Source organism: Stenotrophomonas sp. STEN020 (assembly GCF_056760195.1).
The window spans coordinates 172,711-188,330 of the sequence record NZ_JBRREI010000001.1; the positions used below are offsets into that span (position 1 = coordinate 172,711).

The following is a 15,620-nucleotide window of genomic DNA, read 5'->3' on the forward strand; positions in this document are numbered from 1 at the left end:
CGGAGATTCAGCATGCAGGACACCCCTATGTTGCGCGGCCTCAATACCCTGCGCGAAGCGTGGTTGCAGGCAAGTTCCGACCCTGACAAGCGGTTGCTTATCTGGCGTTTGCCGGCCAATGCCAGCCGCCTGTTGGCAGCGTTCTTCGAAATGCAACGACATGACGAAGGCCGCGATACGCCGGACTACTTCCTGCGTATAGATGCCCGTTATGAGCTTGGGTTCCGCTACAGCCGGCAGATCAAGCAGGACTTGCTGGAGCGCTATCTCGGTAGTCAGGACGAACTGCGTGAGCAGGGCGTGACACTGGGTTGGCGCGGCCCTAGCGAGACGCACCCGGATTCCGCTGCCGGCGTGGTCGAGGTGTTGAATGGCTTCATTGAGCATCACGGCGCCCACATGCGCTTGATGGCTGCCGTGCTCGAGCCGGAGCGGCATGTTCCTGGTGATGGCTTTGAACGCTGGATATCGACTGCTTTGGCGGCCGGGCCGAGCGCACGTCTGCGATTGGTACTGGTGGATACGCTGGAAGATCCGCGCTGGCAGTCACTGTTGGACAAGCACGCCAGCACGGCGGCGGTGATCGGCGGCGATGTCGACATGTTCGGTATTGCCCGCGATACCGCAGCACAGGCCAGCGGCCGCGGGCCTGAGGTGCTCTACCGGCAGCTGCTTGCGGACCTGATGCTGTTGATCGAGCGTGGCAGCCCGGCACAGGTGGTGGCACGCGCCGAACGTGCGCAGGGCTTGGCCGTGCGCAACGGCTGGCACGACCAGCAATCGGTGGTGCAGATGATGGTGGCCGGTGCCTGGCTCAAGCGGGGAGATCACGCACAAGCCATCACCGCCTACCGTAGCGCGCGTAGTGCCGCTGACAGCGCACGCGTCGGCGGCAATGCTGCTGGCGCGGATCTGGTGATGCAGAGCTGGTTTGGCGAAGCGGGCTGCTGGCTGACCGCCAAGCAGCCGGAACGCGCCGCACAGACCTATCTGCAGGCATCGGGATCGGCCGCCAGCATTCCCAACCCCATGTTCCAGCTGGAAGGGCAGCGCATGGCGGGTTGGTGCCAGTTGCAGGCGGGCAATAAAGAAGTCGCGCGCACCCAACTGCTGGAGGCCATCCGTATTGCCAAGCCGCTTTCGCCCGCAGACCGCAAGACGACGACGTTGCCACAGGCGTTATGGGACCTGCTATTGCTGCAGGATGCACGCCGCTGCGAGAAGTTGCAGGAGGTTTCGGCGGGCTATCTGCAGACCAGCGCCAGTGTATTCGGCATCGCCGAAAGCAAGACCATGGCGCTGGGCCCGCGACCAACGCGACCGGCATTGGACGCCATCGAAGCACAGCTGGACATTGCATTGGAGCAGGGCTTCCACCGTGCCCAACAGGAGCGTGAGCGACTGATCCAGGCCGGTGATGAGTTCTTCCGCAAGATCGTCGCGGTGGGGCGCGACTTTCTTGACCCCGGTTGGAACGGCATTCCCGCGATAGAACATCCGCTCGACCACGAAATACCGGTGTGGAGCGAGCCGCCGGCAATGCAGCCGTTGCCCGACCCATCAGCATTGCTGCAGTCGCCCGCCACGCCGCGTAGCGCATCAACAACAACTGGAGCAGCATTGGCATGACGCCAAGCCGGAAAACAGCAGTGATGGCAGTGGCCATCGTGATCGGGATCATCGTGGTGGCGTGGATCAGCGCGGATTACCGCGACGAGGTCAAGGCCTTCCTGCGTGCGCTGCTGCGCGCGATCTGAGCGACAAGGAGTGTTGCCATGAGCATCGCCGCTAAACATCTTGATCCGCAGCTGGGCATCGACATCCATATGTATGCGGTGCCGCCAAGCCCGCTGCCCACGCCGCACATCGGGCTGGTGCTGGATCCGTTCGACTACATCCCGTTTATCGGCTCAACGATCAAGGTCAATGGTGTGCATCGCGCCACTGCCGGTACTGGCGGACTGGATGTGCATATTCCGCTGGGCGTTTGGGCGCCGCCGTTGGCTGCGCCAATGGGTCCGCAGTTTGACGGCGAAGAGATCTTCATGGGCAGCCGCACTGTATCCGCGGATGGCGAGCCGTTCTCCCGGCTGGCGATGCCGGTGCTGGACTGCAATCTGGCCGGCATGATCAATCCGTTCCGGGTGAAGAAGCCGAAGAAACCGCTGCGTGCAATGTCCTTGCCGACCGGCTTGAACGTCGCCATTCCGACCAGCGTGACAGTGGGTGGGCCGCCGACGATCTCGTGGACAGCGATGGCGTTTCGTGCGGCGTTTGCGGGGCTGGGGAAGCTGCGCAAGAGCAAGTTCTTCCAAGGCAAGATGGATGCCTTCAAGAAGTGGCGCCAGGGCAAGTGGGGGCACCTGCCGCCGGGTACGCTCAAGTGCAAGATATTACGTGCCGAACCGGTCGATATCCGCGATGGCAGCGTTGTGGTCAGCCACCAGGATTTCGATATCCCTGGACGCCTGCCATTGGCATGGCAGCGCAGCTACAGCTCCGCGCAGATCGGGCGCGGCGGCGCCTGTGGCATCGGTTGGCAGACACCTGCCGACATCATGCTGGAGGTGTTGGGCGATGGCTCGGTGTGGATGTCCGGCCCGGGGCAGGTAGCGTTCTTTCCCGAGCTGCCGCCAGTGGATGGCGAGGCGGCCGCGATACTCGATTTCGTGGATGGCGCGCGGTTGTTGCGTCGGCAGGGTCAGTTACGGGTGCGCTTCAAGGGTGGGTTGGAGTATGTGTTCGGCAATGATCTGCCCAGCGGTGTTGTAGCGCTGCCAGCGCACGGCCTGCTGGCGTTGGAGCGCATCGAAGACGCCAGTGGCAACTACTGGCGTTTCGAGCGCAACGATGGTCACTTGGTGCGCATTGTCGAGAGCGGTCTGGGCGGCCTGCAAGGCCGTTTCATCGACGTAGATGCGCGCCACGGCCGTATCGAGCGGATGGCACTGCACGACCCTGCAACCGGGCTTGTGCATCCGCTGGTGAGCTACCGTTATAGCAATGAAGGTGATCTGGTTGCAGCGCTGGACGCTTTAGGCGCGGCGCGCACATTTGCCTATCAGCAGCACCGATTGGTGCAGCACACCGACCGGGTCGGCCTGTCGTTCTACTACGCGTTCGATGCGCAGGGGCGGGTAGTGCACTCCTGGGGTGATGGTGGCCTGTACGATTATCGCTTCGAGTACGACGCACTGCTGCGCGAGAGTCGGGTGACCGATTCACTTGGTCACCTGAGCGTGATCAAGTTCGACGAGAACCAGTTGCCACTGTGCGAGATCGATCCGCTCGACGGCGTTACTTTCTTCGAGTACGACGATTTCGGCCGCACAGTGGCGGTGACGGATCCGGAGGGCCTGCGTACCGAATTTTCCTATGACGCACATGGCAACTTGTGCTGCCTGACACGGGCAGACGGCAGTGCGTTGCAGATGGAGTATGACGACCACGACAACATGGTCGCGCTGCGCTCGCCAGATGGTGCCACGTGGCAGCAGGCTTACGACTTGCGCGGGTTGATGGTTGCGCAGACCGACCCATTGGCGGCGACCTCACGTTATGACTATGACGCGAGCGGGCAGCTGCTCGCGCAGACCAACGCGCGGCAGGCCGTTACCCAGCTGCGCTACGACCGACATGGTCTGGTTGCTGCGGTCGTCGATGCGTTGGGGCATGAGAGTCGCTACGAGCAGGACGCGCTGGGCAATCTGCTGCGGCAGGTGGATCCGCTGGGCCAAGTCAGTCGCTATGAATACGACGCCAAGGGCCGCTTGCTGGCAACGGTGACGCCCGACGGTGCCGGTGTGCGCTGCGAGTACGACGCGGAAGATCAGCTTGTCCGCTACACCGATGAAGCCGGCGCGCAGACCCGGCTGGAATATGTCGGCATTGGCCAGATCGGCCGTCGCCTTCAGGCCGATGGCCATGCGGTGGAATACCGCTATGACAGCGAAGAGCAACTGGTCGCCGTCATTAATCAGCGCGGTGAGACTTATCAGCTGCTGCGCGACCCACTTGGTCGCATCATCGAGGAAGTCGATTATTGGGGCCAGGCACGACGCTATAGCTACGATGCTGCCGGGCGCCTGAGCACTACGGTCGACCCCCTCGGCCAGAAAATAGCCTTCAACACCGACAAGATGGGGCGGATCACCCGCAAGACACTGCCGGACGTGCGTCATCCCGGACAGCAACTGCAGGAGCACTTTGTTTACGACAAGCTCGGCCAGTTGGTGGAAATGCGCAATCCATCGCGTACGGTAAAACGTCGCTACGATCCGGTCGGGCAGCTGCTTGAAGAGCTGCAGGATGGCTTCCGTATTGACTATGGCTACGACGAGGTGGGCAACCGGGTGTCACGGGAGACCTCCGCCGGAAACCAACTTGCCATCGGTTACGACCTGCGTGATCAGGCGGTATCGATAGCGATCAACGATGAATCACCGATCCTGATGCAGCGCGACGCGCTGGGGCGGACCACGCAGGAAACCCTGAGCCCGCATCTGCAGCGCAACTTCAGCTACGACAGCCGAAACCTGCTGACCTCGCAGTCCATCCTCAAGGACGCGGCGCCGCTGTTTGAAACCAACTACGACTATGACCGCAGCGGCAACCTGACCCGACGCAGTGACAGCGGCCAAGGCGTGGACGAATACCGCTACGACGCCATTGGCCGCCTGCTCCAGCACTCCGACCCGAAGGGCAAGATAGAACGCTTCTTCAATGACCCGGCGGGCGACCGCCTACGCACCGAGATCAAGCAGGTGCAGGCACGCAAAGTGGTGGGTGGCGACAACGATGAGCTGGTCACCTGGACGCGTGAAGGTAGCTATCAAGGCGTGCATTACGTCTTTGACCGATCAGGCGACCTGATACGCAAGGGCGCGCCGCACCGCGATGCTCCTGACGATCTGGCCTTGATCTGGGATGCCAACCATCGCTTGGCCGAAAGCCGGCGCAATGGACAGGTCACCCACTACGGCTATGACCCGCTTGGCCGGCGCGTGTTCAAGCGCAATCCGACGCAGACGACGTGGTTCTTCTGGGATGGTGATGCGTTGCTGGGTGAAGTGCAGCAGGCTAATGACGCGGAAGACGTGGCACCGGTTTGGGTAGGGAATGTTGCGAACTTGGTTGAGGTCAAAGCGCGGCAGCAGAAGTTGGCGACGTTGCGTGAGCGCGTTCGGGAGTATGTGTACTACCCGGGTTCATTTGTGCCGATTGCTGGCATCTTTCTCAACGATGGCGAATATGGCTTCGTTGTCGAAGAATCCGGTGCACGGAATGAACTTGGAAGGCCGAGTGTCACTGGTACGAACTCTGATCAAGACAGTGATTCGGTGCTTTCGTCCAGACAGCGGGGGCGCCAGAGTAAAGATGACTCAGTAAAGCAGAGGCGTTCGAGCCAAAGTCCGCCATCCGTCATAGGAAGGCTGGGTGTATCGACGTTGGACAGCTCACCTGTGCGCCCGCAGTTTGTAGGGGCAGCTGATGATGCTGTTGCGCCGACGTTGATCAAGCTTGGTGCAGTTCCGGGAGGGAACTTTGGAGACAGGGCTGTCGGAACTCAGGGCCCATCGATCTTCGCGGAACCGGCTCCACACGAAGCGGCAATAGCGGCGGTTGGCTGTAAGTCCGTGCTTGTGTGCTGTACAGATCCGAACGGTGCGGTGACAGGGGTTGTCAGTTCATCCGGGAGGCCGGTATGGAGTATCCGTTACAGCGCATGGGGTGCGGAAGAAGCAAGCTTGCAAGGCTCCATTGATTTCCCGCTCCGCTTCCAAGGGCAGTACAGAGACCCAGAAACTGGTCTGTGCTACAACAGGAACCGTTACTTCGATCCAAATGTCGGCGGTTTCGTGTCCCAGGATCCATTGGGCTTGGATGCCGGATCAGGGCTGTATGAGTATTCGTTCAACTCCCTGATGTACTGCGACCCGCTTGGGCTGGCTTACGAGAAAACAACGGCAAGTGATGGACGCAGAGTTTACAAAAACGATGATCTCTTCAATCCCGACAGGAGGGTGCGATGGAAGGATCCGTCTAGCGGCGAGTACAAGTACGGCACAAATGTCGAGCGTATGTCAGAAGGATTCGCGCCAATCGGAAAAGATGGGCGTCCTGTGCAGCTGCATCATCTGACAATGACTGAAGCTCCAGGCATGAATGGGCGGAGAGGGTCATTGGCCGAAATAAAGGAAACAACGCATCAGAAGTACACCTCTGTTCTACATATTCCATTCCCTCGAAATCCTAATAACAAAAAACAGACGTTGCCTCGCTTCCCGAGCTTCCGGAAGAATGCGGATGGTACTGAGTCGTTATTGGCCGGGCAGTTCGATACGTTCCGCGCGTCGTACTGGAAAGCAAGGGCGGCAGCTATAATTGGCGCCTGCAGACAATGAGCGGACATCGAAATGTTTGAATTTCTTGAAGAATTGATGGCGAAATCTCCTCGCTTGAAGGCGTTTCCTGGGCAGGGTGTGTCCAATGAATTGATTGCTGATGCCGAGATGCAGCTGGGGCTTCCGCTTCCTCTTAGCTACAAACAATGGCTGCGTGAGTACGGCAACCTCAGTATCGGCGCTGATCAGGTTTTCACTTTGGCTTCCATCGAAGATCGGGAGATAGCTGATGACGACCTGATATACAACGCCCGTCTCGTTGAAGAGAATGACTTCCCTCCGACTGGACTTCTTCCTGTCTATGTCCCCGACTCCGATGAAGCATTTTACTTTGACACCAGGCAGGGACTTCTTGAAGGGGAATATCCGATTGTCAGGTTTGACTACAATGACGGAACATTTTCCACCTTCTCAGACTCGTTCTTGGAGTTTTTGATGGATATTGCTCGCCAATCGGTTTGAAGCGTTGGCTGTTCGGTGGTTGCCAGCTTCCGGAGGCATCAAGAGCTATGGAAGAACGACTTCTGGGATTGATCGTTGACCAGTCAGCAGCTGCTGCTCAAGCATCAATACATGCAGCCTTCGTTTACGCTAAGTGGGCAAGTGCTGAGCAGCTCTTGCACATATATCCTGTTTGCTACCCGATCATCTATTGGCGTAGTTGAGCTGTTTTGTGGCAGCGACTTCTACGCGATGGAACGATTGCGGTGCTGAGCAACAGCAGAACGGTTACTTGGCTACACCTTCCGAGGCGCATGTCACCCGATCCGGTTTCAGTGCTGGGCTGATTCGTGGTTGCGCGACCGGCTATTGCCCGGCCTTCTGCAGCTCCACCGTGTAGATCACGCTGTTTTCTATTCGTCCATCAACCGCAAAGGCGATGGACAGCTGGTCCGTTGCCAGATCGGTGCGATGGGTGAAGCAGGTGGCTACACCCTTGGTGCAGCTGAAATCCCAAGCATCACCGCCGGCGGCACGTAGGTCGCGTACCGTCGTCCTATTGGTGATCGGCAGCCCTTGCAAAGACAGCGACTGAGTGAAGACGCTCCGTGGTTCCTGCTCGGTTCCTGGCGAGGAGACTTCAAGGCCGGCTGCTCCGTTGTCCATGTGATTCAAGACAATGGTGACGATGTTGGCGTTTGGCTCCTTGGCGTTGTCCGGATAGACACGGATACCGAGCTTGTCCCAGACAAGAACCGTGAGGCTGGGGTTAGGTTGCGTGCTTCGATGGTCTGGGCCCAGTGCCTGGATCCATGCGCTCATCGGCGCGCCAAGATCCAGCACTTTACCCTGATAGATCAATCCTCTGGGCGTGGTTTCGATCGCAGGCTCCACGCTGGCAGCTGCGGCGGTAGCTGCTGCTACCGAAGGCTGAGCGCCGGAGTAGCTCGCATCGCAGCCTAGGAGTGCCATGCCGAGCATGGCGGCTAAGAGCAAGCGTTCGGTGATTTTTTTCCGGGTCACTTGGCCTTGTTCTCTTCGCTGAGGAGATCTTTGTAAAAGCGAGTGATGTAGTCCCGGCTCTCTGTCGCTGATGCGGCTTTGATCAGGTTCGCGTTGCCCTCGCTCTAATTGCGTGAACAAACGGATTGTGGGTCAACCTTTGGAACTTCTTCATATAAAAAAGTCGTTCGGTTGAAGACAAGCTTTATATGTTTGGGCGGGGCATCGTCTTTGCCGGGCGCGGCACATTCCCGCGTTGCGGCCAGGTCTGGCCAAGCGGCTGCAACAGGGTCAGGGACAGTCAAGCTTTTGAAGTCGCCTTCCAGTACTTTTAGGGAGGTGCCGTCGCCGCATTGCACGAAACCCAGATAGTGAGTGATGTCGGCACTGCCGTAGTTGCTTCCCAGGTTCTTGGCGATCTGATCGGGTAGTCCATCGGCGTTCAGATCCGGAGCTCCAGCACTGAACGTTTGACCAGTTGTCAGATTGTAAATGCAGCCCTCGTCCGCATCCGGGGGGCAGGCACTTATCAGCCCCTGTTCATAGGTCTTGATCTCAACAAGCTCGTCGATCGGTGTAGCTGCACATCGCTGCGCAAGCGTCGGTGGTGCGGCGTTTGTAGTGCAACTCGCGACGCTGCACACGAACAGAACTGAGATGTACTTGAGCCAGATGCGATTCATGCGTCAGATTCCCGTTGCATCGAGCTGGAAACTGTTGCGGCCAACACGCAGTGACCCGAGCTCATTATTGACTGTGTAACGGCGGCCTGCGCGACCGGCGTATTGCGGCCAAGCGGCAAGTTGGTTTTGTGTTGCATTGATGGCGGCTGCATCCGAGAGCAATTGGTCAGTCACAGCCTGCTCATGTGCATCGGTCCATTGCCCAAGTGGCAATGACCAGTTCAATCTGGTGTTGTTGGCAATGGCGGCGCGTATCGAGTTGGGAACGCTTTGGCCAGTCACGTGGGCCGGGCGGAAGATGTGCCAGCGCAACAGGATGGCGGTTGCCTTCTCGGACGTGCAGATATCTCCCAGCGCTGCATTTATGACGGTTCGCCCCGAGGTGATGTTTACATTGATGGCGCGCACATCGCGCAACCGTAGACGTACCATGCCCCACATTGCCCGCTGTACGCCGGTTATGGTTCTGCCGGCCATGGCAAAACGGTGGAACCAGTGCCAGGTCTTGAAGTAGTCCGCCTCAGCAGTGGCTCGATTCACCGTCGGCAATTGTTGATTCGCCGTGGCCGTCTGGGCCAGCGCGGTCACGGCCTGGGCTGGCTGCGTTTGCTCATTGTGTTGGCGAATCCATCCTTCGTACTTGCGTGCGGTGCGGTTCCATAGCGTTCCGGCGTTTGCTGCTACCCAAGTGCTGGATGGGAAGAGGCCGAAGCTTCCGAACGCGGTCAGGTAGTGCGCTTGGTTGCTGTGTAGAACATAGGCCAGAAATCCTGGCAGTTCGCCATTGTCGTAACCATTCTGCGGCATGAGGCCCATGGTCCAGTGGCATGGGCCTAGCGAGATCAATGCATCGTCGTACGCATTGATACCATCGAACATCCCCATGCATTCCATCTCGGCGGTAGCTCGGGCCACACGGTAGGTGGATGCCGTTGCACCGTTTGTGTTGGCCGCAAGGGTCGCAAGGGTGTTGGGAGGGCCGATCAAACGTTCCGGCGTCATCTCCGCTTCGGTCCACGTGTGTGTAGGGACTTCGCTTCGAGCACCACCGTAGGTCATGTAACTGGCATAGCCGCCGAGGATCTGATATTCGTCTTGGCTGCGCCCGGCAGGGTAGGTGTAATAGCGACTGAAGTCGCGTGAGAACATGCGGACATATGCGGTCACGCGTCGGTTCGCGTCGCGGACCACACCTTGTGTGATCTGGTTGTAGTTCCAGATGTTGACGCCGTTGGCGACAGGCGTGGTGCGTTGACCGGTAGTCGGTGCGACCTGCCAAGCTTCGATTACCACCGGGCATCGATAGTTGTTCTGAAGCCAATGCTCGATGGCAGCACGCGTGCGCTGGTTGACGACACCGCTGATCGGCCCCGTATACCTGGCTCCATTGGCCACTCGGTCAAGCGAGCCGACATGGAAGCTCTCTGGGGGGGTGGAATTTGGACGAAGTCCCAGAGCGGCCACTTCCGGGGCGGTTGTACCCGCTTGTGGGCGCCATCCCTGAAGGCGCCCGATGTTGACCTGGGCGACGTTGGCCATGGCTGCATATATCTGGAACTCGCGTACCGCCCATTCCGTAGTGCGCCCGAAGTCGCCATCTGCGTTGGCAATGAAGAGAAAGCCGAGTGTCCGTAGGTCATTCTGCAACTGACGGACATGCTGAGGTACCGCTACGGTGCCGCCGCCTCGGTTCTGGGGTGTCTGCGCAGCTGCAGGTGCAGGTGGTGGTGGGTTGTTGACTCCGCCCCAACGCGGGGCGCGATTGGCGGCGGGGTTGCCGTCGTTGTCGCTACGTTGGAGGTTGTGGTTGCCATATAGCATGCTGCATCCGTCCTAGATGTCGTGTTTACTGCCCAGCGCAACCACACCGTCGAGGCTTGGCGTATTGAGGCCGGGAACGTCAACCGAACGATGGAAACGTTGCAGTGCCATGCGGCTCTTCGGGCCGAAATCGCCATCAAGCGCGCCGTCGTAGAAGCCAAGATTTTTGAGTTTCGACTGTAGACCGATGTGCTCGGTGGTTTGTTTTTGCGCTGCCAGGTCGAGTTCCCATTCCCATGGGTGATTCTCAAGGCCGAATGGATACACCTTCAGAAGGCCTTTCTTGACGCCATCGGGCATGGGTTGGTCGATGGTCCCATCCGAGCTGAGCTCGCCCTCGTAGATCTTCCCGCCCAAGTCGAGACGATAAGGCTTTCCTGCAAGCGCGCCAGGTTCGAATTGTTGCGCTACCCGGATTCCGAACTGCTGCAAGGGCAAAGCGGTGCCCTTGGGTAGATGCTCGGGAATGCTTGGATTGGTCTGGGGGCCCAGGAATGGATGCTCGCCCGCCTTGACCTTGAACTCGCCAGGGCAGCTGAAGGTGATATCTCCACCTTCCAGGGTGATTGCGCTGCTGCCTGCCTGCAGCACCACCTTGCTCTTCGCAAGCACATCGATGCGCTGGTCGGTGGCGGTGACAGTAATGGCTTGGTCGGCCAGCAGTTCCAGTTCGCCGTCGTTCGCCTGCAGGCTGATGGGGCCGTTGGCGGCAATCAGCCGCACCGGCCCGGCTTGCGCAAACAGTGAAACCTGACCGCCGGAAACCGCAGCGATGGTTTCGCCGCTGCTGGCGTGCAGATCCTGTTGCACGGTCAGTTGCAGGTTCTGTCCAGCGAAGGCAATCGCGCTTGCCGGCGTTGTCCAGGCAATGTGGTTCGGTGCCTCGGCAAGCAGTACAGGTTTGGCAAAGCGCTCGACCGGTTGATCGCCAGCAGCGCGACCATCGCTGGGCTTGAATTGCGATTGGCCATTTACCACTGACTGGAAACGGCCTTCTGCGGTTGGGTCCACCTGCTCCCGCAACTGGGCGGTCTGCTGCCAGGCCTTGAGGCCTGGAACTTGCTGTTGCTGCAGCGTCTGCTGCATTTGTTCAAGGCTGCGCTCGGCGCCTCTCAGCTGTGCAACTACTTCGGCGTTGTCCATCACCGTCGAGGCAGCGCGCTCCTGTGTACTGGCCGATAACAACAAGCCTTGCGCGGCGTGCACGTTGCCCCAGCCCAGTGTCGCCAGCTCAAAGCCTTCGCCGCGGAGCGTGCCGCGGGCCGTGTCTTGATGCTCGACCAGATAGCCGAGCTCGAGCCGGCTGTCGGCGAGCGAGCTGTGCAGGCGGGTACGCAACTGCCCGGGCGTATCGTCCATCACCCATTGCTGGCTGCCGCCACCATCGTGTGCACGCGTGTGCAGACCACTGAGTACGCCAGGATGCTTTGCATTCTCATCCAGCCCGCCGCCAAACGGCGGTGCGACGTCGCCGTTGTAAAGCTGGCCGGTGATGCGAGGTTGGTCGATGTCGCCATGCAGGAATTCAACCAACACCTCGCTGCCGATGCGCGGCAGGAAGGCAGTGCCCCAGTTGGGGCCGGCAACCCACTCGGCAACCGATACCCAACTGCCGCTGGTATGGTCGCCGGGCGCGTGTCCGGGCTGCGCACTACCGGTTTCGCTCAGTCCGCCCGCGTTTGGCGCACTGCCGCGCTGCCACGAGAACTGGACGCGAACCTGGTGCTCGCGATTGGGGCTAAGGGCGGCATCGGCCACGCCCACGACGCGTGCGGTCTGCAGGCCGTGCAGGGCAGGGCGGTCGAGCGGGAGTGCCCGCACCGGGACACTGACATCTGTTGCGAGGAAGTGGTTTCGGTAGCTTCCGCGCTCAAGTGCACTATTGCCAAGGAGTTCGGCGATGCCGCTGTCGAGATTGTTGACTGCGCTATGGGCGACGACCAACAGCTGGAACTGGCCGGCCTCGTATTGCGGGTGCTGGGACAGCGCGAAGCGGGAGCCTGCAGCCATGCGACGTTCACTGCTGCTGCCGCTATAGAGGGTCTGTGCAAGTTGCAGTGCGTCCAGCCGTGCCTGTGCCTCGTTCTGCGCCCAGCTCGACTCATTGAAGCGGCCAGCACGCGGCTGTACATAGACTTCGAGGTGGGGGATGTCGCCACTTTCTGCACTGGCCTGTGCAGCAATGGCCGCGAGTTTTTCGCTGTGCCAGCTTGCAACCGTAGTGTTGTTGGGCACCAGCTGCCGCTGCTCACCGAAGCTGGTGATGCCATCGCTGGACTCGCTGGCGGCAATGCGATGGAAGCGAACAGTGCCGATGTCGGGCGACTCTGCCTGCGGATCGAACACAACCAAGGTGTGAACCCCATCGCCCTCCTGTGTTTGTTCTATGCGCCATGCCAGCCCGTTCTCCGCCAACAACCGATTGACGAAATCCCAGTCGGTCTCGCGATACTGGGTGGTGATGGCGCGTTGCGGCAGGCTTGATTCGACGTCGAAGCGATACGCTGCCTGCGGATAGTCATCAAATATCTGCCCGCAGATGGCACGCACATCCAGGTCCTGGAAGATCACCGCGTTGCGACGTAAGCGCAGCAGTGCCGTCCACGGCTCGAGGGCAAGCTGGTAGCGGGCGAGGCCGCCGTCGCTGCCGAGTTGCGCTACGTTGGTGCAGAGCCCGTGCCATTGCCGTTGTGTGCCATCGGGAAGCTGTAGTTGCAGGGTCAGCGGCTGCTCCAGCCAGCTGTCCGTGTCCAGATAAGCATCGGTGCTGAGGCAGTCGATCTGCAAGCGCGTATCGCCGCACAGTGCTTCCTCGCCGTCGAAGCGTTCCACTACCAGGCCCTCATGCGGGGCCTGCAGTTTGATCAGCCGGTTGTGATGTGAAAGCGCGGCGAGCGCAGCAGACAACGAGGAGCTCGGGACGTCCATATCGACAGGCTCATGGCAAAGTGATCGTGATGTGTGCAGTGCGTTCGGGCATCTGCACGACGTTGTTGTAAGCGGCCAGCTGCTGGCGGGTGTCGTGGGCCATATAGGTGCGCAGGCCCACGAAGGCGAGCACCCCGAAACAGCCAACCACCGCAGCGGGCAGCCATAGCGGGATTACCCGGCGCAGCTGATTGCGGATGTTGTCCGGCGGCAGCGCATGCGGTGCGAAGCCGTGGCGCTTGCCTTTCAGGTAGACGATTTCATCGCCCAGCCGCGCAGTGAGATAGCCGAGCTTCTCTGTGCCTTCCAGGCGGTACTTGCCCTCAAAGCCCATCAGCAGGCAGTAGTGGTATACCTCCAGCGAAGGCAGGCGCTGACCACCTTGGCGGCGTAGTTCTTCCAGCTTGTCGAAGAAATGTTCACCGGCAAGATGTTCCCCAAACATGCGCAGCTGCAGTGGGCTGCGCTCCCACACTTCATGCAACGCCGAGGGCTGCGAGAGTATGGCTTCGTCAACGGCTGCGCAGAATGCGTACTTCGAGGCGTACACGTCTTCGGCCGCGATGCCCAGGCGCATCGCGCTGCGCTCGACGCTGTCGAGGAACTTCTGCACGGTTTGCACGAAGCCCTCGGCATCATTTGGCAACTGGCCCCGCTTCAATAACAGCAGCAGGTAGAAACCGTCTGACATCAGGTCCTGCAGGCTTTGCGGCGCAGCCGAGATGGGTGCGTTGCTGGCCATGGCAGTGTTGCCGGTCAGCGATGGCATCGGGCCAGGGGTTGGGGGCAGGTGTGAGTTCATCAGGTAGTCACCGCAACGAGTTCAAGCTTCAGGTCAGCTATGCCGGCTGGCACGTAGATCATCAGAGACTGCGACTTGAGCATGCGCTCGTACAGCGCGCCACGCGGATCAATCTCGAAATAGTGGCTGCTAGGACGCACCGGAATGGCTGCTGGGACTTGTGCTGCATGTGTCAACTTGACGCCAGGCAGCGCGGAAAGGACGCATTTCTCCACATCATCCGGTGCGCCGATCTTGAAGCGGATCGGGACGGTCTGAATGAGATCCTGTGCCGGCATCGAGGCCGATACGGACACATAGAACGATGCTTCGCCATCGATGCGTTGCGAGTCGAGCCGGCCCAGGTGGTAGGAGGGCTTGGTCTCGTTCAACGCGATCTTGAAGTAGCGCGTGGAGATCACTGTTTCAAGCAAGGCGCGCACGATCTCCAGCAATTTTCGGAATGACGCCTCCGGTTGATCGTGGCGGTACACCGGCAGGTCATTGAGCTGGTAGGTGTTGGAGAACGTGAGCAGGGAACCGGCCAAGCGCAGCAACTCTTGATGCAGGCGTTCCGGATGCAGTTGCGGGTGATGCAGCAGATGCGCCAGCGCACTGAACGAAGAGTTGATGGTGTGCAGCAACCAGAACGATGCGATATCGCCCGAGCGAAATTCGATGATGTTCTGCGAGGTCTGCCGATGCAGGCCGTAAAGCGCATCAACTTTCGCCTGCAGCGCATCCAATACAGAGCGCAGTTCGCGGTGCAGAAACGGCGAGGCCTGCAACTGTGCGCACGGCGGGATGAACTCATCGTCCAGCTCGAAGCCACCGCTGGAGGTTCGGCGTACGCGGGCAACGGGAACCGTGGCGTAGGCATCCTTGGGCTGGTCGTCGGTAAGTAGCTTCACCGCTTTGCTGAGATATGCCAATTCAGCTTCTGCAGCATCGGTAAACAAGTCATCCGAAATCCGATTGGCTTGCCGATAGCGGGCGAGTGCGGTGCCTTCGGTATCTGTGCAATTGCGACCGTCATCACGCAATAGCGGTAATGCGAGATGCACAACAGTCGACTGTACCCCTGGTGGTAGATCCTGAAGTGATACAGCATCCGGCAGGCTGTCGTGCACCGGTGCATCGTAGCTCTCGCCGTCAGAAAACACCGCGGACAAATCCAACGGACGCAGCGTGCCGCCGGCCAATGCATGCGGATCGAAACGGACGCGACGTGCGCCCCACGCATACGGGTGTAATGTCTGGGACAGGTCCTGCAGGCGCGCTTCGTGATAGGCGTCTTGACGCTGGAAGTGCTGTGGGCGGAGGAACAAGCCTTCACCCCATAAGACCTTCGACATCCTGCTTACGTAAGCCACATTTCAGTCCTTGGAAATTTCGTTGGCGCGTTGCTCCGGGCGCTTGGCCCGTTGGTGCAGTGCCACTGCACCGACAGCTTCGCAGCTTGATGTGAAAACTCCATTCACATCCTGATCCGCATCACATCTTGTGATTCGGATGCGCCAGATACTAGCGCATGCCCGCGCCGTAGTGTTGGGTGCTGAC

9 protein-coding genes and 1 pseudogene are annotated in these 15,620 nt (G+C 59.8%); 3 read left to right on the forward strand and 7 right to left on the reverse strand.

Annotation, left to right across the window (positions count from 1 at the left end; all coding sequences use genetic code 11):
- The first annotated feature begins 12 nt into the window (after positions 1 to 12).
- The 3 genes from ACVOLZ_RS00685 (at position 13) to ACVOLZ_RS00695 (ending at position 6,866) form a co-directional block, all read left to right on the forward strand.
- Complete coding sequence (locus ACVOLZ_RS00685) at positions 13 to 1,629, forward strand: tetratricopeptide repeat protein (protein WP_481514696.1); 1,617 nt, start codon at positions 13 to 15, stop codon at positions 1,627 to 1,629.
- 146 nt (positions 1,630 to 1,775) lie between these two features.
- Positions 1,776 to 6,404, forward strand: coding sequence for an RHS repeat-associated core domain-containing protein (locus ACVOLZ_RS00690; protein ID WP_481514697.1), 4,629 nt, complete (start codon positions 1,776 to 1,778; stop codon positions 6,402 to 6,404).
- Positions 6,405 to 6,416: 12 nt separating this feature from the next.
- Entirely contained in the window at positions 6,417 to 6,866 is a 450-nt protein-coding gene (locus tag ACVOLZ_RS00695) for an SMI1/KNR4 family protein (protein ID WP_481514698.1), read from the forward strand.
- Positions 6,867 to 7,211: 345 nt separating this feature from the next.
- Here ACVOLZ_RS00695 and ACVOLZ_RS00700 read toward each other — a convergent pair whose 3' ends face one another.
- The 7 genes and pseudogenes from ACVOLZ_RS00700 to tssK form a co-directional block, all read right to left on the reverse strand.
- Positions 7,212 to 7,817 (reverse strand): DUF7738 domain-containing protein, encoded by a 606-nt coding sequence (locus tag ACVOLZ_RS00700; protein WP_481514699.1) that lies wholly within the window; start codon positions 7,815 to 7,817, stop codon positions 7,212 to 7,214.
- A gap of 155 nt (positions 7,818 to 7,972) precedes the next feature.
- Positions 7,973 to 8,530, reverse strand: a complete 558-nt coding sequence (locus ACVOLZ_RS00705) for a hypothetical protein (protein ID WP_481514700.1) — start codon at positions 8,528 to 8,530, stop codon at positions 7,973 to 7,975.
- A gap of 3 nt (positions 8,531 to 8,533) precedes the next feature.
- The gene (locus ACVOLZ_RS00710) at positions 8,534 to 10,069 is read right to left on the reverse strand and encodes a hypothetical protein (protein WP_481514791.1); all 1,536 of its coding nucleotides are present in this window, start codon (positions 10,067 to 10,069) and stop codon (positions 8,534 to 8,536) included.
- Positions 10,070 to 10,093: 24 nt separating this feature from the next.
- A pseudogene (locus tag ACVOLZ_RS00715) lies at positions 10,094 to 10,351 on the reverse strand (peptidoglycan-binding domain-containing protein); the annotation flags it as partial.
- Positions 10,352 to 10,363: 12 nt separating this feature from the next.
- Positions 10,364 to 13,279 (reverse strand): type VI secretion system tip protein TssI/VgrG, encoded by a 2,916-nt coding sequence (tssI, locus tag ACVOLZ_RS00720; RefSeq protein ID WP_481514701.1) that lies wholly within the window; start codon positions 13,277 to 13,279, stop codon positions 10,364 to 10,366.
- A 10-nt stretch (positions 13,280 to 13,289) separates the two neighbouring features.
- Complete coding sequence (icmH, locus tag ACVOLZ_RS00725; protein WP_481514702.1) at positions 13,290 to 14,081, reverse strand: type IVB secretion system protein IcmH/DotU; 792 nt, start codon at positions 14,079 to 14,081, stop codon at positions 13,290 to 13,292.
- Positions 14,081 to 15,415, reverse strand: a complete 1,335-nt coding sequence (gene tssK / locus ACVOLZ_RS00730) for a type VI secretion system baseplate subunit TssK (protein ID WP_481514703.1) — start codon at positions 15,413 to 15,415, stop codon at positions 14,081 to 14,083. The genes icmH and tssK overlap by 1 nt, the downstream gene beginning before the upstream one ends.
- Positions 15,416 to 15,620 lie beyond the last annotated feature (205 nt).

Coding starts and splice junctions, on each gene's coding strand:
- ACVOLZ_RS00690 (WP_481514697.1), top strand. CDS start 1,776: ATGAGCATCGCCGCTAAACATCTTGATCCGCAGCTGGGCATCGACATC.
- ACVOLZ_RS00705 (WP_481514700.1), bottom strand. CDS start 8,530: ATGAATCGCATCTGGCTCAAGTACATCTCAGTTCTGTTCGTGTGCAGC.
- ACVOLZ_RS00685 (WP_481514696.1), top strand. CDS start 13: ATGCAGGACACCCCTATGTTGCGCGGCCTCAATACCCTGCGCGAAGCG.
- ACVOLZ_RS00700 (WP_481514699.1), bottom strand. CDS start 7,817: ATGGCACTCCTAGGCTGCGATGCGAGCTACTCCGGCGCTCAGCCTTCG.
- ACVOLZ_RS00695 (WP_481514698.1), top strand. CDS start 6,417: ATGTTTGAATTTCTTGAAGAATTGATGGCGAAATCTCCTCGCTTGAAG.
- tssK (WP_481514703.1), bottom strand. CDS start 15,415: ATGTCGAAGGTCTTATGGGGTGAAGGCTTGTTCCTCCGCCCACAGCAC.
- ACVOLZ_RS00710 (WP_481514791.1), bottom strand. CDS start 10,069: ATGGCCAACGTCGCCCAGGTCAACATCGGGCGCCTTCAGGGATGGCGC.
- icmH (WP_481514702.1), bottom strand. CDS start 14,081: ATGAACTCACACCTGCCCCCAACCCCTGGCCCGATGCCATCGCTGACC.
- tssI (WP_481514701.1), bottom strand. CDS start 13,279: ATGGACGTCCCGAGCTCCTCGTTGTCTGCTGCGCTCGCCGCGCTTTCA.